This window comes from Ralstonia sp. 1B3, from assembly GCF_036631435.1.
Genome location: NZ_JAPNUG010000007.1, coordinates 1 through 21482, shown reverse-complemented (window position 1 = coordinate 21482; position 21482 = coordinate 1). Strand labels below are relative to the sequence as shown.

The window sequence follows — 21482 nt, the reverse complement described above, 5'->3', positions numbered from 1 at the left end:
ATGCCGCTTTGCTTTTTTCTGGCAGGGCGGTGTTGTGGCCTCTTCTTTTTCGAGTTCCCGGTTGGTGATTGTCGGCGTGGGCCTGATTGGCGGTTCGCTGGCGCTCGGGTTGCGTCGAGCCGGTGTGGTCGGGCGTGTCGTCGGCGTCGGGCGATCGGCTGCGTCGCTTGAGGCGGCGATCCGACTCGGCGTGATCGACGAAGCCCTGCCGATGGAAGAGGCCGTGCGCGGCGCCGACATGGTCGTGCTGTGCGCGCCTGTCGCCCAGACGCTGCCGTTGCTGCTGGCCATGCAACCGCATCTGGGCCCGGACACCATCGTCACGGATGCCGGCAGCACCAAGTCCGACGTCATCATGGCTGCCAAGACCGCGCTGGGCGACCAAGTCAGCCAGTTCGTGCCGGCCCATCCGATCGCCGGTCGTGAACTGAACGGCGTGGAGGCCGCGTTGGCCGATCTCTATGTCGGCAAAAAGACCGTGCTGTGCCCCTGCAGGAGAACCGCCGCAGCGATGTCGCCCGTGTGCAGGCGATGTGGGAAGCGGCGGGTGCCCACTGCCACATCATGTCGGCCGTGCAGCACGACGCCGTGTTCGCTGCTGTCAGCCACTTGCCGCACGTGCTGTCGTACGCCCTGGTTGCGCAGATCATCAATGCCGAAGACGGTGCGCTCAAGCTCGATTTCGCAGGCGGCGGCTTCCGTGATTTCACGCGTATCGCCGCGTCGTCGCCCGAAATGTGGCGTGACATCTGCCTATCGAATCGCGAAGCGCTATTGCGCGAACTCACCACCTACGAAGCGGTGATCGGCCGCATGAAGGCCATGATTGCGGAGCGCGACGGCGCAGCGCTTGAGCGCGTGTTCCGCCGGGCCAGCGAAGCGCGCCTGGCGTGGCCGCAACGGGTCGCACCCGGCAATGCCGCGGATGCGCAATCCGAATAACGTTTTGTTTTGAACTGAGTGGATTCATGGAACATCTCGACGTCGGCCCCCTGAAGACGGCGCGCGGCACCATCAAGCTGCCTGGCTCGAAGAGCATCTCCAATCGTGTGCTGCTGCTCGCCGCGCTCGCGCAGGGCGAAACCGTGGTGCGCGACCTGCTCGACTCTGACGACACGCGGGTCATGCTGGATGCGCTTGGCAAGCTCGGCGTATCGGTCGAAGCCCTGGGCGACAACGCGTACCGTGTGACCGGCACCGGCGGCCGTTTCCCGAACAAGTCGGCCGACCTCTTCATGGGCAACGCGGGCACAGCCATCCGTCCGCTGACGGCCGCGCTGGCGCTGCAAGGTGGCGAATACACGTTGCACGGTGTGCCCCGCATGCACGAACGGCCGATCGGCGACTTGGTCGACGGCCTGCGCCAAGTCGGGGCGCGCATCGACTACACGGGCAACGAAGGTTATCCGCCGCTGGCGATCCACGCCGCGCCGGTCAGGATCGACGCTCCGATTCGCGTGCGCGGCGATGTGTCGAGCCAGTTCCTGACGGCATTGCTGATGGCGTTGCCGCTGGTGGAGTCTGCCGGCAACGTCACCATCGAAGTGGTTGGCGAGTTGATCTCCAAGCCTTACATCGAGATCACACTGAATCTGATGGCGCGCTTCGGCGTGCAGGTCGCGCGTGACGGCTGGGCGTCGTTCACGGTGCCGACCGGCGTGGCCTACAAGGCGCCGGGCGAGATCTTTGTGGAAGGCGATGCCTCGTCGGCGTCTTACTTCCTGGCCGCCGGCGCGCTCGGCGGCGGGCCCGTGCGCGTGGAGGGCGTTGGCATGTCGAGCATCCAGGGCGATGTCCGCTTTGCCGACGCGCTGAACCGCATGGGCGCCAACGTCATGGCTGGCGGCAACTGGATCGAAGTGCGCGGCGTCGAGCGCGATGACGGCAAGCTGCACGCCGTCGAGTTGGATTGCAACCACATTCCAGATGCGGCAATGACGTTGGCGGTCGCTGCGCTGTTTGCCGACGGCACGACCACGCTGACGAACATCGCGAGCTGGCGCGTCAAGGAAACCGACCGCCTGAGCGCCATGGCCACCGAACTGCGCAAGCTCGGCGCCGAGGTGGAAGAGGGCGCAGACTACATTCGCGTGACGCCTCCGTCGCAATGGACGCCGCCCGCTGGCGGCATCGACACCTACGATGATCATCGTATGGCGATGGCTTTCTCGCTGGCGGCGTTCGGCCCGGTGCCGGTGCGCATCAACGACCCGCGCTGCGTCGCCAAGACGTTCCCGGAATACTTCACGGCGTTCGGTGGCATCACCGCTTGACCCGCAATTAACTGCCAGCACCCACCATGTCCGACACTGCCGCTTCCACGCCGTACCCGGTCATCACCATCGACGGTCCGACCGCATCGGGCAAGGGCACGGTCGCCCACCAAGTCGCTGATCTGCTTGGTTTTCACCTGCTGGATAGTGGGTCGCTGTACCGGCTGGTGGCGCTTGCCAGCATGCGCGAGAACATCGACGACCATGACGTTGACAGCCTCGTGCGTATCGCTCGCGACTTGGATGTGCGTTTCAAGGCAGACCATATCTGGCTCAAGGGTGAAGATGTGAGCTTGGCTTTGCGTCATGAGTCGGTCGGCAACCAGGCGTCGGCCATCGCCGTGCATGGCGCGGTGCGTGAGGCGTTGCACGCACGTCAGCGGGCGTTCCTTGAGGCGCCCGGCCTGGTGGCTGACGGCCGCGACATGGGCACGGTGGTTTTCCCCGAAGCGGTGCTCAAGGTGTTCCTGACGGCGAGCGTGCAGGCACGCGCCGAGCGGCGCTATAAACAATTGATTGCAAAGGGTTTTTCTGCTACAGTGGAAAGTCTTTCGCAGGACTTGGAGGCGCGTGATTTGCGGGATCGTACCCGCAGTGTCGCGCCGTTGCGTCCGGCGCAAGATGCGCGGCAACTGGATTCGTCCGACATGACGGTCGATGAAGTGGTCGCGCAGGTACTGGACTGGTACCGCCAGGTGCAGGGCGCCAACAAGGCGAACTGAACCGGCTGAACTGGTTCGATCTCGGTGCCGGTGGCATGTCGCTGCCGGCGGTTGTTCAACTCGTAACCCCGCATGCGTGTCTTCGCCCATTCTGCGAAAGCAATGCGAGGCATGTTGTGCGGATGCCTATCTTTTATGTCCCAAACTAACGAATCTTTTGCCGCCCTGTTCGAAGAGTCGATCGCCAAGTCCAATATGAAGGCTGGCGAAGTGATCTCTGCGGAAGTTGTGCGTATCGACCACAACTTCGTCGTTGTGAACGCGGGCCTGAAGTCTGAAGCTTTTGTTCCGGTCGAAGAATTCCTGAACGATCAGGGCGAGCTGGAAGTGCAAGTCGGCGACTACGTTTCGGTCGCGATCGACGCACTGGAAAACGGCTACGGCGACACCATCCTGTCGCGCGACAAGGCCAAGCGTCTGGCTTCGTGGCTGAACCTTGAGAAGGCACTGGAATCCGGCGAGATCATCTCCGGTACCGTGACCGGCAAGGTCAAGGGCGGTCTGACCGTCATGGTCAACGGTATTCGTGCATTCCTCCCGGGTTCGCTCGTCGACGTGCGTCCGATCAAGGACACCACGCCGTACGAAGGCAAGACCCTCGAATTCAAGGTCATCAAGCTGGATCGCAAGCGCAACAACGTTGTGCTGTCGCGCCGTGCCGTGGTTGAAGCCACGCTGGGCGAAGAGCGTCAGAAGCTGATGGAAACGCTCAAGGAAGGCGCGATCGTCAACGGTATCGTCAAGAACATCACCGACTACGGCGCGTTCGTGGATCTGGGTGGCATCGACGGTCTGCTGCACATCACCGACCTGGCATGGCGTCGTGTGCGTCACCCGAGCGAAGTGCTGTCGGTTGGCCAGGAAATCACCGCCAAGATCCTCAAGTTCGACCAAGAGAAGAACCGCGTCTCGCTGGGCGTCAAGCAACTGGGCGAAGATCCGTGGGTCGGCATCTCGCGCCGCTACCCGCAAGGCACCCGCCTGTTCGGCAAGGTGACCAACCTGACCGACTACGGCGCGTTCGTCGAGATCGAAGCCGGCATCGAAGGGCTGGTCCACGTGTCGGAAATGGACTGGACCAACAAGAACGTTGCTCCGTCCAAGGTTGTCCAGCTGGGCGACGAAGTGGAAGTCATGGTGTTGGATATCGACGAAGACAAGCGTCGTATCAGCCTGGGCATGAAGCAGTGCAAGGCCAACCCGTGGGACGATTTCGCGCGCAACCACAAGAAGGGCGACAAGCTGGCCGGCCAGATCAAGTCGATCACCGACTTCGGCGTGTTCATCGGTCTGCCGGGCGGCATCGACGGCCTGGTGCACCTGTCGGACCTGTCGTGGCAAGAGACTGGCGAAGAAGCCGTTCGCAAGTACAAGAAGGGCGACGAAGTGGAAGCCGTTGTGCTGGCCATCGATGTCGACAAGGAACGCATCTCGCTGGGTATCAAGCAACTGTCGGGCGATCCGTTCAACAACTTCATCTCGACCAACGACAAGGGCTCGATCGTGCAGGTCACGATCAAGGCCGTTGATCCGAAGGGTGCCGTGGTGCAGCTGGCTGACGACGTGGAAGGCTACCTGCGCGCCTCGGAAATCTCGAGCGATCGCGTGGAAGATGCCCGCAACGTGCTGAAGGAAGGCGAAACGATGACCGCGATGATCGTCAACATCGATCGCAAGTCGCGCAACATCAACGTTTCCATCAAGGCGAAGGACAGCGCCGACCAACAGGAAGCGATGCAGAAGTTCTCGGCGGATACCGGCGCAGCTGGTACCACGAACCTCGGCGCGCTGCTGAAGGCCAAGCTGAACGAAACCAACCAGTAAGCATCCGCTGGGTCGACCCTAAAGAACGACGAGGACGCGCGCACGATGCCCATGACCAAGTCCGAACTCGTGGAAAAGCTGGCCGCCCGCTTTCCGCAGCTGCTGCTGCGGGACGCCGATATCGCGGTCAAGACGATCCTGGATGCGATGTCCGACGCCTTGGCGGACGGCCACCGTATCGAGATCCGCGGATTCGGGAGTTTCGGTCTGAATCGTCGTCCGCCGCGCGTCGGTCGCAATCCCAAGTCCGGTGAGAAGGTGCTGGTCCCCGAAAAGCGGGTGCCGCACTTCAAAGCCGGCAAGGAGTTGCGCGAACGGGTTGACCGCAGCCTCGAGCGACAGGGCGAGCCTTCTTCGGAGGGCGAGTCTGCTGTGTCGCTCGCGGCTGTAAAGGCTGCGCGACAGGTTGACAGCACCCGCCAGGCTGCCGGTTTTCCGGTAGACACCGCGGTGCCGCTGGCCATGTCGCGCTGAGGCCAGGCAGCATTTGGTAGTTTCAGGAACGCCCCGCTCGCCGGGGCGTTTTTTATTCTGGCAGTGCTTGTCTGCCGCCAAGCCTGGCGTGGCTTGCCGGCATATGAATCCGCTACAATGCGGCACAACACGGCAATCGCGCCGCATCCGGCTGCTGCACCGCCGCCCGTTTCCGAATCCGCATGAAATTTCTCGTCTGGGTCATCCGCATCCTGTTGTTTGTGCTGCTCTTCGTGCTGGCACTGCACAACACGGCGGAAGTCTCGCTCGTGCTGCCGTTGGGCGTGGTCTGGCACGCACCGTTGATCCTGATCGCCTTGGCGTTCTTTGTCGCCGGTATCTTGCTGGCCATGCTGGCGATGGCGCCGCGCGTCATGCGGCATCGCTTCACGGCAAGCCGCCTGCGTCGCCAGATCGGTCGCATGGAGAAGGCCGAAGAGGTGACCGAAGTGCCGACGCCCGTTGTTGCCGATTCTCCGTATCACGTTCCCGGCCCCAAGGTCTGACGCATGGATTTTGATCTCTGGTGGCTGTTAGCCATCCCCCTGGTGTTTGGCTTGGGCTGGGTGGCTGCGCGGCTCGACGCTCGCCAGTTGCGCACCGAACAATCGTCGCTGCCGCGCTCGTATTTCAAGGGGCTGAATTTCCTGCTCAACGAGCAGCCCGACAAGGCGATCGACGCCTTCATTGAAGTTGCGCGGCTGGACCCGGAGACCACGGAACTGCACTTTGCGCTCGGCAGCCTGTTCCGCCGGCGCGGCGAAACGGAACGCGCCATTCGCGTTCACCAAAACCTCGTCAATCGTCCCGATCTGCCGTCCAATGAACGCGATCACGCGTTGTTTGAACTTGGGCAGGATTTTCTGCGCGCGGGCCTGCTGGATCGCGCCGAGGAATCGCTGCGCATGCTGATGGAAGGCACATTTGCCGAGCCAGCCAAGCGCGTGCTGCTCGAGTTGTATGAAGTCGAGAAGGAGTGGCGCAAGGCCATTGACGCCGCCCGAGAGTTGCAGAAGCTGCAAGGCAAGGATTACGCCGTGCAGATCGCGCAGTTCTGCTGCGAAGTCGCGCAGGAAGCGCTGCAACGCAAGGACGTGCCGACCGCCGTCGAATGGCTGGAGCGTGCGCTGCAGGAGAATCCCAAGAACGTGCGCGCCACCATCCAGTTGGGCGATGTGGCGCAAGGGCAGGGCGATGTTGAAGGCGCCATCAAGCGTTGGCGCAGCATCGAGCAGCAAAACACGGCGTTCTTGCCGCTGGTGGCCGAACGGCTGATGAAGGCCTACACGCAGCTAGGCCGCGCCGCCGAGGGCTGGCCTGGCTGCGCTCCAAGATGGACGCACGCCTGGGCCCCGAACTGCTTGATACCGTCTACAAATACGAATTGGACGTACACGGCATCGATGATGCGGTGGCGCTGATGCGCGACCAGATCCGTCGTCAGCCTTCGTTGATGGCGTTGACGCGGCTGGTGGAAGCCGAAGCGACCCGTGCGTCTGAGGCCGTTGGCCATGAAGCGCCCGCGACAGTCGATGTGGCGGAGAGTGCGCTGGCTGACCCGGTCGAAGCGGGAAGCAATGCCGACATCCAGCGCGCGCAGGATCTCGGCGCGATCCGCGATCTGCTGCAAAGCCGTACCCGCAATCTGGCGCGCTATACCTGTCAGGAGTGCGGTTTCCGCGCACGTCTGTTCTATTGGCAGTGCCCGGGCTGCAACCGCTGGGAAACGTATGCTCCCCGCCGTACCGAGACGCTCGGCGGCAGTGGCGGCGCCAGCATGTAATTCAGTCCGGCGCGGTAGGTGTGTAGCGGCCGCGCTGGCGCTTTTTTAATTTTTAAGTGTTCGTATGAAAATCACCATCATCGGTAGCGGTTATGTCGGTCTGGTCACCGGCGCATGTCTGGCGGAGCTGGGCAACGATGTGTTCTGCCTCGACGTCGACCAGAAGAAGATCGACCTGCTGAACGCCGGCGGCGTGCCCATCTACGAACCGGGCCTCAAGGAGCTGATCGAGCGTAACCGCGCGGCTGGCCGCATCCAGTTTTCGACCGACGTGGCTGCCAGCGTGGCGCACGGCGATGTGCAATTCATCGCTGTTGGCACGCCGCCCGATGAAGACGGCTCGGCCGACCTGAAATACGTGCTGGCGGCTGCCCGCAACATCGCCCAGCACATGACGGGCTTCAAGGTGATCGTCGACAAATCGACGGTGCCCGTGGGAACGGGCGACAAGGTGCGCGCTGCGGTTGGCGAAGTGCTGGCAACGCGTGGCAAGTCGGACATCGGCTTCTCGGTCGTGTCGAACCCGGAGTTCCTGAAAGAAGGCGCTGCGGTGGACGACTTCATGCGTCCGGATCGCATCGTGCTCGGCACGTATGGCGATAACGACGGTCTGCGTGCCAAGGCCATCATGCGCACGCTCTACGCGCCGTTCAACCGCAACCACGAGCGCACGTTCTACATGGACGTGCGCTCCGCCGAGTTCACCAAATACGCCGCCAATTCGATGCTGGCCACGCGCATCTCGTTCATGAACGAGATGGCCAATCTGGCCGACAAGGTGGGCGCTGACATCGAACTCGTTCGCCTGGGCATCGGCTCCGACCCGCGTATCGGCTACAGCTTCCTGTACGCCGGCACCGGCTACGGCGGTTCGTGCTTCCCCAAGGACGTGCAGGCGCTGGTGCGCACGGCGCAGGAGTACGGTCAGACGCTGCATGTGCTGGAAGCCGTTGAAGCCGTCAACGACAAGCAGAAGGAAGTGCTGGTCGGCAAGATCGAAGACCGCATGGGCGCTGACCTGACGGGCCGCACGTTCGCCATTTGGGGCCTGGCGTTCAAGCCGAACACCGATGACATGCGCGAAGCGCCGAGCCGTATCCTGATTGCCGCGCTGCTGGCCCGTGGCGCACGTGTTCAAGTGTATGACCCGGTTGCGATGGAAGAAGCTCGCCATGCGCTGGCGCTTGATCTTTCTGCCGAACAACTGGAACGCGTGACGTTCTGCGCCGGTCAGATGGACGCGCTCAAGAATGCCGACGCGCTGGTCATCGTGACCGAGTGGAAGGCGTTCCGCAGCCCCGACTTCAACGCCGTGAAGGCCCTGTTGAAGACGCCGATGGTGTTCGACGGTCGCAACCTGTTCGAGCCGCAAGCCATGCGCGAAGCGGGCTTTGAATACCAGGCCATCGGGCGTTCCACCCAATCGTAATCACCAAGAGCCACCGGCCGCTGCCGACGCCCAGACACATGACCACGCTCGCTTCCGAACAGATCCACGCCGCCCGCATTCTCGTGGTCGGCGACATGATGCTCGACCGCTACTGGTTTGGAGACGTCGACAGGATTTCGCCGGAAGCGCCGGTGCCCGTCGTGCAGATCAAGCGCCAGGACGAACGCCTTGGCGGTGCCGCCAACGTGGCGCGCAACGTGGCGGCGCTCGGCGCGCAGGCGGCCATGCTCGGTGTGATTGGCGACGATGAGCCGGGCCGGAGCATCGAAACGCTGCTCGGCGAGAGCCACGTCACCGGTCACCTGCATCGGGATCCGGCAGTCAACACGACGATCAAGCTGCGCGTGCTGGCACGTCAGCAACAATTGATTCGCGTCGATTTCGAGAACGCGCCCACGCACGAAGTGCTGATGTCGGTGCTCGACCGTTTTTCCACGCTGGTGCCGCAGCACGACGTGGTGGTGCTGTCGGACTACGGCAAGGGCGGTCTCACGCATGTCGGCAAGATGATCGAGACGTCGCGCCAGGCGGGCCGCCGCGTGCTGGTGGACCCCAAGGGCGACGATTATTCGCGCTACAGGGGCGCCACCATGATCACGCCCAACCGCGCTGAAATGCGCCAGGTGGTCGGCTCGTGGAAGTCGGAACAGGACCTCACCATCCGTGCACAGAATCTGCGCCGCGAACTGCAGCTCGAAGCGCTCCTGCTTACGCGTTCGGAAGAGGGGATGACGCTCTACACCGAACACGAAGTGCTGCATGTGTCGGCGCAGGCGCGCGAGGTGTTCGATGTTTCGGGCGCGGGCGATACCGTCATCGCGACGCTGGCCACGCTGCTGGGCGCCGGCGCAAACATCAAGGAAGCCGTGCAGTACGCGAATCGCGCCGGCGGCATCGTCGTCGGCAAGCTGGGCACGGCCGTCGTCACGCACGCAGAACTCTTCAACTGATCACCTGATCAACAGATCATGACCATCATCGTCACCGGCGCGGCCGGCTTCATCGGCGCCAACATCGTCAAGGGCCTGAACGAGCGCGGCGAGACCGACATCATCGCCGTCGACAATCTCACGCGGGCCGACAAGTTCAAGAACATCGTCGACTGCCAGATCAGCGATTACCTCGACAAGACCGATTTTGTCGAGCGCTTTGCGCGCGGCGAGTTCGGCAAGGTCCGCGCGATCTTCCATGAAGGCGCCTGCTCCGACACCATGGAGACCGATGGCCGCTACATGATGGACAACAACTACCGCTACTCGTTGGCGGTGATGCGCGCGTGTCTGGACCAGGGCGTGCAGTTCCTCTATGCGTCATCGGCGGCCACGTACGGCGCGTCGGAAACCTTCCGCGAAGAGCCCGAGTTCGAGCGGCCGCTGAACGTGTACGGCTATTCCAAGCTGCTGTTCGACCAAGTCGTGCGCCGTGTCATGCCGACCGCGCTGTCGCAGATCGTCGGCTTCCGTTACTTCAACGTCTATGGCCCGCGCGAGCAACACAAGGGGCGCATGGCGTCGGTGGCATTCCACAACTTCAACCAGTTCCGCGCTGAAGGCACCGTCAAGCTGTTCGGCGAGTACAACGGCTATCCGCAAGGCGGCCAGATGCGCGATTTCGTGTCGGTGGAAGATGTGGTGAAAGTCAACCTGTTCTTCTTCGACAATCCGGACAAGTCAGGCATCTTCAACCTCGGAACGGGCCGCGCGCAGCCGTTCAACGACATCGCCACGACAGTCGTGAACACACTGCGCGGAGCAGAAGGCAAGCCTGCGCTTTCCACCGAAGAACTGGCACAGGAAGGGCTCATCGAGTATGTGAAGTTTCCCGATGCATTGCGTGGCAAATATCAGTGCTTCACACAGGCTGATCAGTCCCGCCTGCGCGCAGCGGGCTACACGGCGCCGTTCCTGACGGTCCAGGAAGGCGTGGAGCGGTACTGCCAGTGGCTGTTGAAGCAGCCGGCCTGATTCCATAGCCGCCGCCAACAATCAGACAGCGTGTGACTTTTTGTTCGTTTCCTGCGGCGTCGCCACGGCGCTCTTTAAGATGTGTCGAAACCGCCACCCCGTGTGGCGGTTTTTTATTCCCAACACCAAGGAGAAACACATGTTGAAGAAGCTGTTGGCCACCGCGTTGATGTCGCTGTCGATGCTGTCGGCCTCGTGGGCCGCTGTAGACGTGAACACCGCAGATCACGCAGCGCTGGAGACGTTGTCCGGCATCGGCCCCAAGCGTTCCAAGTCGATCATTGAAGAGCGCACCAAGAACGGGCCGTACAAAGACGCCGCCGACTTCAAGGCGCGGGTGGCCGGCATTGGTGACAAGACGCTCACCAAGCTGGAAAACGAGGGCCTGACGTTCGGTACGCCGGCGCCTGCCCCCGTTCCGGCCAAGAAGGACGCCAAGGACGCGAAGAAGAAGTAAGCGCTTCCGGCCTTGCTGTCGATAACGCCCCGTCCGAGCGGGGCGTTTCGCCATGTGTGGGGGAGGGATTTGGGCTGCATTACAATGCTTCGATTCCCCTCCCTCACGCATCATGGCCTACCTCACCATCGAAGACACCATCGGCAACACACCGCTGGTTCAGCTCCAACGCATTCCCGGCGAAGGCAACGCGCGCCGCGGCAATGTCATCCTCGGCAAACTTGAGGGCAATAACCCGGCCGGCTCGGTTAAGGACCGCCCAGCGCTGTCCATGATCAAGCGCGCTGAAGCGCGAGGCCGCATCAAGCCGGGCGATACGCTGATCGAATCGACGTCGGGCAATACCGGCATTGCGCTGGCCATGGCTGCCGCCGTGCGCGGCTACAAGATGGTGCTGATCATGCCGGAAGACCTGTCGGTGGAGCGCCGCCAGAGCATGGCGGCTTACGGCGCAGAGATCATCCTGACGCCAGTCAAGGGCGGGATGGAATACGCTCGCGACTTGGCCGACGCGATGGAGAAGGAAGGCAAGGGCGTCATCCTCGATCAGTTTGCGAACCCCGACAACCCGCTCTCGCACTACGAGACCACCGGCCCTGAACTGTGGCGCGACACCGAAGGCCGCATCACACATTTCGTTTCGGCGATGGGCACGACGGGCACGATTACCGGCGTCTCGCGCTTCCTGAAAGAGAAGAACGCCGAGATCCAGATCATCGGCGCGCAGCCGGAAGAGGGTTCACGCATCCCAGGGATCCGCAAGTGGCCCGAAGCGTACATGCCGAAGATCTACGATCCCAAGTACATCGATCGCACCGAGCCGGTGAGCCAGTCCGACGCCGAACACATGGCACGTCGCATGGCTCGCGAAGAAGGGATCTTCTGCGGAATCTCCGCGGCCGGCGCGTTGTGCGTGGCGCTGCGTGTAGCTGAGGAAGTCGAGAACGCCACGATCGTTTTCGTGGTGTGCGACCGGGGCGATCGTTACCTGTCGACGGGCGTCTTCCCTGCCTGACGGGACGCCGCATCGCCATTAAAAAAGCGCAGCCAAAGCTGCGCTTTTTCATTTGCGCTGACGGCCATCAACCCTGCATCGCCTGCCGCACGGCCTGGCCCAGCTCGTACACCGCGGCCGCGTAGAAGAAGCTGCGGTTGTAGCGCGTCAGGACGTAGAAGTTGCGTAGGCCGACACGGTACTCGGTCGGTTGACCAGGTGTGGGCAGATCGATCATCAGCACTTCGGTTTCCTGCTCGCGAGCGACATCGACACCCGGAGCCAGCGCCAGGCCGGCGCGTGTGAGCCTGGATAGTGTCATGCCTGGATACGGCTGGCCGTCTGCAGCGGCGGCCGCAATGCCCTGGCTGTCGGCATCGCGGGCAATGTTCCACATCACGGGGCGGTTCGGCTCCCAGCCGTGCATCTGAAGGAATCGCGCGACGCTGCCGATGGCGTCCACCGCGCTGTTGCGCAGATCGATGTGGCCGTCGCGGTCGTAATCGATGGCGTATTCGCGGATGCTGGTCGGCATGAACTGCGGAATGCCGACTGCGCCCGCATACGAACCCAGGACCGAAAACGTGTCCGTGCCCGTGTCCCGGCACCAGAGCAGGAAATCTTTCAACTGGTTGCGGAACATCGTGCTGCGGTCTTCGCGGTTGGGCGTGTCGGGGTAGTCGAAGGCCAGCGTGGACAGCGCATCCATCACGCGGAAGTTGCCCATGTCGCGGCCGTAGATGGTCTCGACGCCCAGGATGCCCACGATCACGTCGGCCGGCACGCCGAATTCGTTTTCGGCGCGCCGCAGTGTGTCGCCGTATTGCTGCCAGAAGCGTACGCCGGCGCCAATCCGGATGGGTTCGATGAAGCGGCCGCGATAGGCTGTCCAACTGCGACGCGCCGGCGTGGCCGGCGGCAGGATCAGGCGCGCCACCGTGGCGGAATAAGCCGTGCCGGCAAACAGCGTATCGAGCGACGTCCGGTCAAAGTTGTACTGCGCGACGAGCATGCCGATGAAGGCCTGCGTTTGCGGATTGTTGCGATAACGATCGGGGTCGATCTCTTCTTCATGCACCGCGACGCGGCGCTTGGGCGATTTGGCGGCCTTCTTGGCAGCCAGCGAGAGTGCCGGGAAGGAGAGCGCGGAGAGCGCTGCGCCAGCCACCAGGGCGCGCAATATGGGACGACGGAAAGAAGGCGATTGGCTCATGGGCGGGCTTCAAACGGGATCGGGCATTGTAGCGGATGCGTCTGTGGGATCGCCCGGGCGCGCGGCGTTGTCGCACAGCCGTGCTAACGTAGCGGCTGGAGACACTGAAGCACACCGGATCACAACAACATGGCGACCGGCCTCTACACGCATCCCGAATTCCTCCGGCACGAGATGGGCCCGCATCATCCCGAATGCCCGGACCGCCTGCGCGCGATCGAAGACCAGCTCATCGCCAGCCGGATCGACGACCTGCTCGTTCCATGCGAAGCGCCTCCCGCGACCGAGGCGCAGCTGTGCCGCGTACATCGCACCGAGTACGTGCGCGAGCTGGTGGCCAGTGTGCCGATTGCCGGCTACATGCCGATCGATCCCGACACCTCGATGAACCCGCACACATACATGGCCGCAGTGTTGGCCGCGGGTGCCGCGGTGGATGCCACCGACAAGGTCATCGCCGGCGAACTGGAAAATGCCTTCTGCAGCGTCCGCCCGCCTGGCCACCATGCCGAGCCCGGCCGCGCGATGGGCTTCTGCTTTTTAACAACGTGGCCGTGGCCGCGCGCCATGCGCTGGAGCATCACGGCTTGCAGCGCGTGGCGATCGTCGACTTTGACGTGCACCACGGCAATGGCACCGAAGCGGCATTTATCGACGAGCCGCGCGTGCTGATGTGCAGCATCTTCCAGCACCCGTTCTATCCATATTCCGGCACCGAGGCGGTGGCGGCCAACATGGTCAACATCCCGCTGCCGGCGTACACCAATGGCCTGACCGTGCGCGAGGTGGTGGAAACGATCTGGTTGCCGCGCCTCGACGCGTTCCGGCCCGAGATGTTGTTCATCTCCGCAGGCTTCGATGCGCACCGCGAAGATGATCTGGGCCAGATGGGCCTGGTCGAGGCGGACTACGCCTGGATCACGCAGCAGCTCATGCAGGTGGCCCGCACGCATGCCAAGGGCCGCATCGTCAGCTGCCTGGAAGGCGGTTACAACCTCAGCGCGCTCGGCCGCAGCGTCGTGGCGCACGTCAAGGCGCTGGCCGAGCTTTAAGCGCTGAACGATGACGATTCGTCGATGTCATTTGAAAAAGTAATAAAGACATCGTTAAAGAATCGTTCCTCGCATGTAGGGCCTGCCTTACACTAGCGCCTCATTCCAACAAAAAAGAGACGGCAACGGCCTCGAAACAGGGCGGTTGCCGTTTTTGTCTGTACGCATGATCGAACTTAAGGGGATATCGCAGCACTTTCGGGGAGCGGGCGGCCATGACGTCCACGCGCTGCGCGACGTCGACCTGACCATCAATCGGGGCGAGATTTTCGGCATCATCGGCCGTAGCGGCGCGGGCAAGAGCACGCTGGTCCGTGTCATCAACCTGCTGAATCGGCCGACCGCCGGCACCGTCACCGTGGCGGGGCAGGAACTCACTGCACTGAACGCCGATGGGCTGCGCCAGGCGCGCCGCAAGATCGGCATGATCTTCCAGCACTTCAATTTGCTGTCGTCGCGCACCGTGTACGACAACGTGGCCTTGCCGCTGGAGTTGGCCGGCACATCGCGCGAACGCATCCGCGAGATCGTCTTGCCGCTGCTCGAACTGGTGGGCCTGTCCGCGCACAAGGACCGCTATCCGCGCAGATTTCCGGTGGCCAGAAGCAGCGCGTCGGCATTGCGCGCGCGCTTGCGAGCCAGCCGGATGTGCTGCTCTCCGACGAGGCAACCTCCGCGCTCGACCCGGAGACGACGCGCTCGATTCTGGACCTGCTGCGCAAGATCAATCGCGAGCTTGGTCTGACCATCGTGCTGATCACGCACCAGATGGAAGTCATCAAGCAGGTGTGCGACCGGGTGGCGGTGCTGGACGCCGGCCGCGTGGTCGAACTGGGCCGCGTCATCGATGTGTTCCTGCAACCCAAGCATGACGTGACGCGCGCGCTCATCGGCGAGGTGATCTCGCAAGAGCTGCCGCCCACCGTTCTGGCGCGTGTCGAAAGCCGCCTCACCGCACGTGAGCAAGGCGGCCGTGACCACCTGTTCCGCCTGGCCTTTACCGGCGCAGGCGTGGACCAGCCGGTGTTGGCGCAGGCGATCCGCAACTACGGGCTCGATTTCAACATCCTGCACGGCCATATCGACGAGATTCAGGGCCAGGCGTTCGGCTCGCTGGCGATCCTGGCATCGGGCGATACCGCCGACATCAACAACGCGATGAACTTCCTGCGCGAACAAGGCGTGGTGGTCGAGGAGATCAATCATGTGGTCTGACCTGACCGATCTGTTTTTGCCCGCCTTCTGGGAAACGCTTGCGATGGTGGGCGTGTCCGGTGGCATTGGCGCGCTGTTCGGCGTGCCGCTGGGCGTGCTGCTGTATCTGACGACTGCGGGCGGCGTGTTGTCGGCACCGGCGTTCAATCGCGTGGCCGGCCTCGTCGTCAATGCCGTGCGGTCGGTGCCGTTCATCATCCTGCTGGTCGCGGTGATTCCGTTCACGCGCTTGCTGGCCGGCTCGTCCATCGGCACCGCCGCGGCCATCGTCCCGCTGACGATTGCTGCGATTCCGTTTGTTGCCCGTCTGGTCGAGACTGCGCTGCGCGAGGTCGACCGTGGCCTGATCGAAGCGGCGCAATCGATGGGCGCGACGACCGGTCAGCTCGTCTACAAGGTGCTGCTGCCTGAAGCGATGCCGGGCATCCTCGCCGGCCTGACGATCACCTTCGTCAGCCTTGTCGGCTACTCGGCGATGGCGGGCACCATTGGCGGCGGCCTGGGCGACCTGGGTATCCGCTACGGCTATCAGCGCTATGAATCGGACATCATGCTGGCGGTTGTCGTCATCCTGATCGTCTTTGTGCAGGCGGTGCAATCGGCGGGCGATTGGCTCGTGCGCCGCCTGAGCCACCGTTAATCACTCAATCGACAGACACAACGAGGAAACACAATGAATCGCCGTCAACTGCTGCAATGGTCCGCGAGCCTTGGCGCCGCATTGGCACTGGTCGCAGGCAGCGCGCTCGCGCAAAGCAAGCCGATCAAGATCGGCGTGACCGCCGGTCCGCACGCCGAGATCATGGAAGAGGTGAAGAAGGTTGCCGAGAAGGACGGCCTGAAGCTCCAGATCGTCGAATTCAACGATTACATTCAGCCCAACGCGGCCCTGGCTGCCGGTGACCTGGACGCCAACAGCTATCAGCACCAGCCGTATCTGGATGACCAGATCGCCACGCGCGGCTACAAGTTCGTGAGTGTCGGTCAGACCATCACCTTCCCGATGGGCATCTACTCCAAGAAGATCAAGTCGCTGAAGGAGTTGAAGGACGGCGCGCGCTTCGGTCTGCCGAACGACCCGACCAACGGCGGCCGCGCGCTACTGCTGCTGCAATCGCAAGGCGTGATCAAGCTCAAGCCGAACGCCGGTTTCAAGGCTTCGCCGCGCGACGTGGCTGATAACCCGAAGAAGCTGAAGTTCGTCGAGCTCGACGCCGCGCAGCTGCCTCGCTCGCTGGATGATCTGGATGCCGCCGCCATCAACGGCAATTACGCTGAAAAGGCCGGCCTGGACCCGACCAAGGACGGCATCGCCATCGAAAACCCGAAGGGCCCGTATGCCAACGTGATCGCCATCCGCGTGGCCGACAAGGATCAACCCTGGGTCGCCAAGCTCGTGAAGGCGTATCATTCCGACGCCGTGAAGTCCTTCGTCAAGACGAAGTACAAAGATGCGGTGATTGTGGCTTGGTAACCACTTCGTGATCCTTCGGTGATCCGGTAGAGGGTTCTACCAAACAGATTGCCGGACGTTTAACTGGCGTCCGGCAAATTTTCGCGGTTAAAATAGCACGACCGTTCGGAAAAATTACGCGGGCGACCGGCCCCCTTATAATGGCCGGCGTTTTGCAAAATCGTCTTATCAATTAGTGGAGTGAGCGCATGAAAGTCCTGGTCGCAGTCAAGCGCGTGATCGATTACAACGTGAAGGTTCGCGTGAAGACGGACGGCAGCGGTGTCGATCTTGCCAACGTCAAGATGAGCATGAACCCGTTCGACGAGATCGCTGTGGAAGAGGCGGTCCGCCTGAAGGAAGCGGGCGTCGCTACCGAAGTGATCGCCGTGTCGTGCGGCGTGACGCAGTGCCAGGAAACCCTGCGCACCGCCATGGCCATCGGCGCCGACCGCGGCATTCTCGTTGAAACCGCTGAAGAACTGCAGCCGCTGGCCGTCGCCAAGCTGCTCAAGGCGCTGGTCGACAAGGAACAGCCGCAGCTGATCATCCTCGGCAAGCAGGCGATTGACGACGATGCCAACCAGACCGGCCAGATGCTGGCTGCGCTGGCAGGCCTGCCCCAAGCTACGTTTGCTTCGAAGGTGCAGATTGCTGACGGCAAGGCTTCGGTCACGCGTGAAGTGGACGGCGGCCTGGAAACCCTGTCGGTCAAGCTGCCGGCCGTGGTCACCACCGACCTGCGCCTGAACGAGCCGCGCTACGTCACGCTGCCGAACATCATGAAGGCGAAGAAGAAGCAGCTCGACACGGTCAAGCCGGAAGACCTGGGCGTGGACGTTGCACCGCGCCTGAAGACGCTGAAGGTGGTCGAGCCCGCCAAGCGCAGCGCCGGCGTGATGGTGCCCGACGTGGCCACGCTGGTGTCCAAGCTCAAGACGGAAGCCAAGGTGCTGTAAGCGGCGGGTTTGTAACCCTCCCGCAACGCACGCAACTTCACGCACACCGAACAGGCAGATCAAGATGACCGCACTCGTTATTGCTGAACACGACAATCAATCCATCAAGGCCGCGACACTGAACACCGTGACGGCCGCCGCCCAATGCGGCGGTGATGTCCACGTGCTGGTGGCCGGCGCTGGCTGCGGCGCGGCTGCACAGGCCGCCGCGCAGATCGCCGGCGTGACCAAGGTGCTGGTAGCCGACGCCCCGCAGTTTGCCGATGGCCTGGCCGAGAACGTCGCCGAGCAGGCCCTGGCCGTTGCCGGTAACTACAGCCACATCCTGGCGCCCGCCACCGCCTACGGCAAGAACATCCTGCCGCGTGTGGCCGCCAAGCTGGACGTGGCCCAGCTGTCCGACATCACCAAGGTCGACGGCCCGGACACCTTCGAGCGCCCGATCTACGCCGGCAACGCGATTGCCACCGTGCAATCGACCGACAAGGTGAAGGTGATCACCGTGCGCGGCACGGCATTCGACCCCGCTGCCGCCACCGGTGGCTCGGCTGCAACCGAAAGCCTGACCGCCGTGGCTGACGCCGGCATCTCGCAATTCGTCTCGCGCGAAGTGACGAAGAGCGACCGCCGGAACTGACCGCCGCGAAGATCATCGTGTCGGGTGGCCGCGGCGTGGGCTCGGGCGAGAACTACACCAAGGTGCTGACGCCGCTGGCCGACAAGCTGGGCGCAGCGCTGGGCGCCTCGCGTGCCGCAGTGGACGCCGGCTTCGTGCCCAACGACTACCAGGTCGGCCAGACCGGCAAGATCGTCGCGCCGCAGCTGTACATCGCCGTGGGTATCTCGGGCGCGATCCAGCACTTGGCTGGCATGAAGGATTCGAAGGTGATCGTGGCGATCAACAAGGATCCGGAAGCTCCGATCTTCCAGGTGGCGGACTACGGCCTCGTGGGCGACCTGAACGCCGTCGTGCCGGAGCTGGTGACCGCACTGGGCTGATTTCACCGTGCGGCGTGCCTTGGTTAAGGTGCGCCGCAATGCCCGACGCAAAGCCGTTTCCGACCTGTTTGGAAACGGCTTTTTTACGCAAGCGCCATCAGGAGAGCGCGTCACGACCCGATGCGGCGCTGTCCTGATCGCGCTTAACGAGAGTTGGAGAGAGACATGACCTATCAAGCCCCCGTCAAGGACATGCTGTTCGTGATGAACGAACTGGCCGGCCTGGACAACGTCGCCAAGCTGCCCGGTTTTGAAGACGCCACCGCTGACACGGCGCAGGCCGTGCTGGAAGAAAGCGCGCGCTTTACCGGTGAAGTCGTTGCGCCGCTGAATGTGGAAGGCGACCGTAACCCGAGCAGCTGGAAGGACGGCGTCGTCACCGCCACCGCGGGTTTCAAGGAGGCGTTCGCGCAGTTCGGCCAAGGCGGCTGGCAGGGCGTGCAGCATCCGGTGGAATACGGCGGCCAGGGCCTGCCGAAGCTGATCGCCACGGCGTGTATCGAAATGCTGAACGCGGCGAACCTGTCGTTCGCGCTGTGCCCGTTGCTCACGGATGGCGCCATTGAGGCGTTGTTGACGGCCGGCACGGAAGAGCAGAAACAGCTTTTCGTCCCCAAGCTCATCTCGGGCGAATGGACCGGCACGATGAACCTGACCGAACCCCAGGCGGGCTCCGACCTGGCACTTGTGCGCACGCGCGCCGAGCCGGTGGGCGACGGCACGTTCAAAATCTTCGGCACGAAGATCTTCATCACCTGGGGCGAGCACGACATGGCCGAGAACATCGTCCATCTCGTGCTGGCGCGCACGCCGGGCGCACCGGAAGGCGTGAAAGGGATCTCGCTGTTTGTGGTGCCGAAGTTCATGGTCAATGCAGATGGTTCGCTGGGCGCGCGCAACGATGCGCACTGCGTGTCGATCGAACACAAGCTTGGCATCAAGGCGAGCCCGACGGCCGTGCTGCAATTTGGCGATAACGGCGGCGCGATCGGGACGCTGGTCGGCGAAGAAAATCGCGGCCTGGAATACATGTTCATCATGATGAACGCGGCGCGTTATGCGGTGGGCATGCAGGGCATTGGCGTGTCGGAGCGCGCGTACCAAAGGCCGTGGCCTATGCGCGCGAGCGTGTGCAGAGCCGCCCGGTGGATGGCTCTGCTGCCAAGGCCGTGCCGATCATTCACCACCCGGACGTCAAGCGCATGCTGCTGACGATGCGTGCCATGACGGAAGGCGCGCGTGCGCTGGCCTATGTGGCTGCTGCTGCGTGTGATGCCGGCCATCACGCTGCCGACGACGCTGCACGCAAGCAGAACGCAGCGCTGTACGAATTCCTGGTGCCGATCGTGAAGGGCTGGAGCACCGAGATGTCGATCGACGTGACGAGCCTGGGCGTGCAGGTGCACGGCGGCATGGGCTTTATCGAAGAGACGGGCGCCGCGCAGTTCTATCGCGATGCGCGCATCCTGCCGATCTACGAAGGCACCACGGCCATCCAGGCCAACGACCTGATCGGCCGCAAAACGGTGCGTGACGGTGGCGCGGTGGCGTTGGGCATCTGCGCGGAAATCGCCAAGGTGGAAGCGGCCCTGGCGGCGAAGGGCGGTGCGCATTGCGACGCGATGCGTGCACGTCTGGCGGCGGGCCGCGAGGCGCTCGAATCGGTGGTGCGCTTTGTGGTCGAGCAGTCCAAGGCGCAGCCGAACGCCGTGTTTGCGGGCAGCGTGCCTTATCTGCGGCTGTGCGGCATCGTGCTGTCGGGCTGGCAGATGGCGCGTGCGCTGCTGGTGGCCATCGACCGCGAAAGCGAAGATCCGAACTTCTACGGCGCGAAGATCGCCACAGCGCGCGTGTTTGCAGACGTGTTGCTCACGCAGGCGCCGGGTATCGCACAGTCGATCCTGACCGGCGGCGAGACGATCGGCGCGGTGCCGGAAGTCCAGTTCTGAGCGGCACCAGCAGGACAAAAAAGGGAGGCTTCGGCCTCCCTTTTTCATTGCATGCAGCGCAGGCGATCAGGCCAGCGCAGGCTTGGTTGCGGGCGTCGGCGTGCCGCCCAGATAGCGATACACCGAGAGGTCATCGGAGCGGATGGCAGGTGAGCGCCCCGACACCAGATCCGACAGCAGCTTGCCCGAGCCGCATGCCATGGTCCAACCCAGCGTGCCGTGCCCCGTGTTGAGCCACAGGCCGCGCACGGGCGTCTGGCCGACGATCGGCGTGCCGTCCGGCGTCATCGGGCGCAGGCCGGTCCAGAACGACGCGCGCGACACATCACCGGCACCGGGGAACAGATCGTTGACCACGAACTCCAGCGTCTTGCGCTTGCCCGGGTCGAGGCGCTTGTCGTAGCCGACGATCTGCGCCATGCCGCCCACGCGGATGCGGTCGTCGAAGCGCGTCACGGCCACTTTGTAGGTCTCGTCCAGGATGGTCGACACGGGGCTCTTCTCCGCATCCGTCATCGGTACGGTGATTGAGAAACCCTTGAGCGGGTAGACCGGCACGTTCACCAGATTCTTCAGGAACGGCGTGCTGTAGCTGCCCAGCGCCACGACCACAAGGTCGGCGTCGATCGGCTGGCCGTCGACCAGCGCGCCGCGGACGGCGTCGTTCTTGAAGATGAGGCTGTTGATCGTGCTGTTGAAAC

15 protein-coding genes and 6 pseudogenes are annotated in these 21482 nt (G+C 63.2%); 19 read left to right on the top strand and 2 right to left on the bottom strand.

The features are described 5' to 3' along the window. Positions 1 to 34: 34 nt before the first annotated feature. The 12 genes and pseudogenes from OWR21_RS01635 (at position 35) to cysM (ending at position 11962) form a co-directional block, all read left to right on the top strand. Positions 35 to 942 (top strand): annotated as a pseudogene (locus tag OWR21_RS01635) (prephenate dehydrogenase). Between the two features lie 26 nt (positions 943 to 968). After that, the gene (aroA, locus tag OWR21_RS01630; protein ID WP_332394449.1) at positions 969 to 2273 is read left to right on the top strand and encodes a 3-phosphoshikimate 1-carboxyvinyltransferase; all 1305 of its coding nucleotides are present in this window, start codon (positions 969 to 971) and stop codon (positions 2271 to 2273) included. A gap of 26 nt (positions 2274 to 2299) precedes the next feature. Next, positions 2300 to 2995, top strand: coding sequence for a (d)CMP kinase (gene cmk / locus OWR21_RS01625; protein ID WP_147218088.1), 696 nt, complete (start codon positions 2300 to 2302; stop codon positions 2993 to 2995). Positions 2996 to 3130: 135 nt separating this feature from the next. Further along, positions 3131 to 4819 carry a 30S ribosomal protein S1 gene (gene rpsA / locus OWR21_RS01620; protein WP_027677877.1) on the top strand — a complete coding sequence of 563 codons (1689 nt, stop codon included), beginning with the start codon at positions 3131 to 3133 and terminating at the stop codon, positions 4817 to 4819. 45 nt (positions 4820 to 4864) lie between these two features. After that, positions 4865 to 5293: an integration host factor subunit beta gene (locus OWR21_RS01615; protein WP_147218083.1), complete on the top strand. Its 429-nt coding sequence runs from the start codon at positions 4865 to 4867 to the stop codon at positions 5291 to 5293. 182 nt (positions 5294 to 5475) lie between these two features. Next, complete coding sequence (locus tag OWR21_RS01610; RefSeq protein WP_147218081.1) at positions 5476 to 5799, top strand: LapA family protein; 324 nt, start codon at positions 5476 to 5478, stop codon at positions 5797 to 5799. A 3-nt stretch (positions 5800 to 5802) separates the two neighbouring features. Beyond that, positions 5803 to 7076 (top strand): annotated as a pseudogene (lapB, locus tag OWR21_RS01605) (lipopolysaccharide assembly protein LapB). 64 nt (positions 7077 to 7140) lie between these two features. Further along, positions 7141 to 8505, top strand: coding sequence for a UDP-glucose dehydrogenase family protein (locus OWR21_RS01600; protein ID WP_332394448.1), 1365 nt, complete (start codon positions 7141 to 7143; stop codon positions 8503 to 8505). A 38-nt stretch (positions 8506 to 8543) separates the two neighbouring features. Then, the gene (rfaE1, locus tag OWR21_RS01595) at positions 8544 to 9476 is read left to right on the top strand and encodes a D-glycero-beta-D-manno-heptose-7-phosphate kinase (RefSeq protein WP_051530813.1); all 933 of its coding nucleotides are present in this window, start codon (positions 8544 to 8546) and stop codon (positions 9474 to 9476) included. 18 nt (positions 9477 to 9494) lie between these two features. After that, the gene (gene rfaD, locus OWR21_RS01590) at positions 9495 to 10490 is read left to right on the top strand and encodes an ADP-glyceromanno-heptose 6-epimerase (protein ID WP_147218072.1); all 996 of its coding nucleotides are present in this window, start codon (positions 9495 to 9497) and stop codon (positions 10488 to 10490) included. A 139-nt stretch (positions 10491 to 10629) separates the two neighbouring features. After that, on the top strand, positions 10630 to 10947 hold the full coding sequence (locus tag OWR21_RS01585; protein ID WP_147218070.1) for a ComEA family DNA-binding protein: 318 nt from the start codon (positions 10630 to 10632) through the stop codon (positions 10945 to 10947). A gap of 112 nt (positions 10948 to 11059) precedes the next feature. After that, on the top strand, positions 11060 to 11962 hold the full coding sequence (cysM, locus tag OWR21_RS01580; protein WP_332394447.1) for a cysteine synthase CysM: 903 nt from the start codon (positions 11060 to 11062) through the stop codon (positions 11960 to 11962). A 67-nt stretch (positions 11963 to 12029) separates the two neighbouring features. Here the strand turns inward: cysM and mltB are convergent, their stop codons facing one another. Further along, on the bottom strand, positions 12030 to 13154 hold the full coding sequence (gene mltB, locus OWR21_RS01575) for a lytic murein transglycosylase B (RefSeq protein WP_332394446.1): 1125 nt from the start codon (positions 13152 to 13154) through the stop codon (positions 12030 to 12032). Between the two features lie 129 nt (positions 13155 to 13283). Here mltB and OWR21_RS01570 point away from each other — a divergent pair. The 7 genes and pseudogenes from OWR21_RS01570 to OWR21_RS01540 all read left to right on the top strand — a co-directional run bounded on the left by OWR21_RS01570 (position 13284) and on the right by OWR21_RS01540 (position 20781). After that, positions 13284 to 14206, top strand: a pseudogene (locus tag OWR21_RS01570) (histone deacetylase family protein). Positions 14207 to 14372: 166 nt separating this feature from the next. Continuing rightward, positions 14373 to 15421, top strand: a pseudogene (locus OWR21_RS01565) (methionine ABC transporter ATP-binding protein). Next, a complete protein-coding gene (locus tag OWR21_RS01560) occupies positions 15411 to 16061 on the top strand; it encodes a methionine ABC transporter permease (RefSeq protein ID WP_332394445.1) in 651 nt (216 codons plus the stop codon). The pseudogene OWR21_RS01565 and the gene OWR21_RS01560 overlap by 11 nt, the downstream one beginning before the upstream one ends. Before the next feature lie 33 nt (positions 16062 to 16094). Further along, positions 16095 to 16895, top strand: coding sequence for a MetQ/NlpA family ABC transporter substrate-binding protein (locus OWR21_RS01555; RefSeq protein ID WP_316874180.1), 801 nt, complete (start codon positions 16095 to 16097; stop codon positions 16893 to 16895). 188 nt (positions 16896 to 17083) lie between these two features. Then, positions 17084 to 17833, top strand: coding sequence for an electron transfer flavoprotein subunit beta/FixA family protein (locus OWR21_RS01550; RefSeq protein ID WP_147216743.1), 750 nt, complete (start codon positions 17084 to 17086; stop codon positions 17831 to 17833). Positions 17834 to 17897: 64 nt separating this feature from the next. After that, positions 17898 to 18832 (top strand): annotated as a pseudogene (locus OWR21_RS01545) (electron transfer flavoprotein subunit alpha/FixB family protein). A gap of 165 nt (positions 18833 to 18997) precedes the next feature. Continuing rightward, a pseudogene (locus tag OWR21_RS01540) lies at positions 18998 to 20781 on the top strand (acyl-CoA dehydrogenase). A 66-nt stretch (positions 20782 to 20847) separates the two neighbouring features. Here OWR21_RS01540 and OWR21_RS01535 read toward each other — a convergent pair. After that, positions 20848 to 21482 (bottom strand): FAD-dependent oxidoreductase (locus tag OWR21_RS01535; protein WP_332394444.1); only part of this gene is annotated, 635 nt, incomplete at its 5' end.

Excerpts from the sequence above, each read along its gene's own strand:
- aroA (WP_332394449.1), top strand. The coding sequence starts at position 969 with ATGGAACATCTCGACGTCGGCCCCCTGAAGACGGCGCGCGGCACCATC.
- cmk (WP_147218088.1), top strand. The coding sequence starts at position 2,300 with ATGTCCGACACTGCCGCTTCCACGCCGTACCCGGTCATCACCATCGAC.
- rpsA (WP_027677877.1), top strand. The coding sequence starts at position 3,131 with ATGTCCCAAACTAACGAATCTTTTGCCGCCCTGTTCGAAGAGTCGATC.
- OWR21_RS01615 (WP_147218083.1), top strand. The coding sequence starts at position 4,865 with ATGCCCATGACCAAGTCCGAACTCGTGGAAAAGCTGGCCGCCCGCTTT.
- OWR21_RS01610 (WP_147218081.1), top strand. The coding sequence starts at position 5,476 with ATGAAATTTCTCGTCTGGGTCATCCGCATCCTGTTGTTTGTGCTGCTC.
- OWR21_RS01600 (WP_332394448.1), top strand. The coding sequence starts at position 7,141 with ATGAAAATCACCATCATCGGTAGCGGTTATGTCGGTCTGGTCACCGGC.
- rfaE1 (WP_051530813.1), top strand. The coding sequence starts at position 8,544 with ATGACCACGCTCGCTTCCGAACAGATCCACGCCGCCCGCATTCTCGTG.
- rfaD (WP_147218072.1), top strand. The coding sequence starts at position 9,495 with ATGACCATCATCGTCACCGGCGCGGCCGGCTTCATCGGCGCCAACATC.
- OWR21_RS01585 (WP_147218070.1), top strand. The coding sequence starts at position 10,630 with ATGTTGAAGAAGCTGTTGGCCACCGCGTTGATGTCGCTGTCGATGCTG.
- cysM (WP_332394447.1), top strand. The coding sequence starts at position 11,060 with ATGGCCTACCTCACCATCGAAGACACCATCGGCAACACACCGCTGGTT.
- mltB (WP_332394446.1), bottom strand. The coding sequence starts at position 13,154 with ATGAGCCAATCGCCTTCTTTCCGTCGTCCCATATTGCGCGCCCTGGTG.
- OWR21_RS01560 (WP_332394445.1), top strand. The coding sequence starts at position 15,411 with ATGTGGTCTGACCTGACCGATCTGTTTTTGCCCGCCTTCTGGGAAACG.
- OWR21_RS01555 (WP_316874180.1), top strand. The coding sequence starts at position 16,095 with ATGAATCGCCGTCAACTGCTGCAATGGTCCGCGAGCCTTGGCGCCGCA.
- OWR21_RS01550 (WP_147216743.1), top strand. The coding sequence starts at position 17,084 with ATGAAAGTCCTGGTCGCAGTCAAGCGCGTGATCGATTACAACGTGAAG.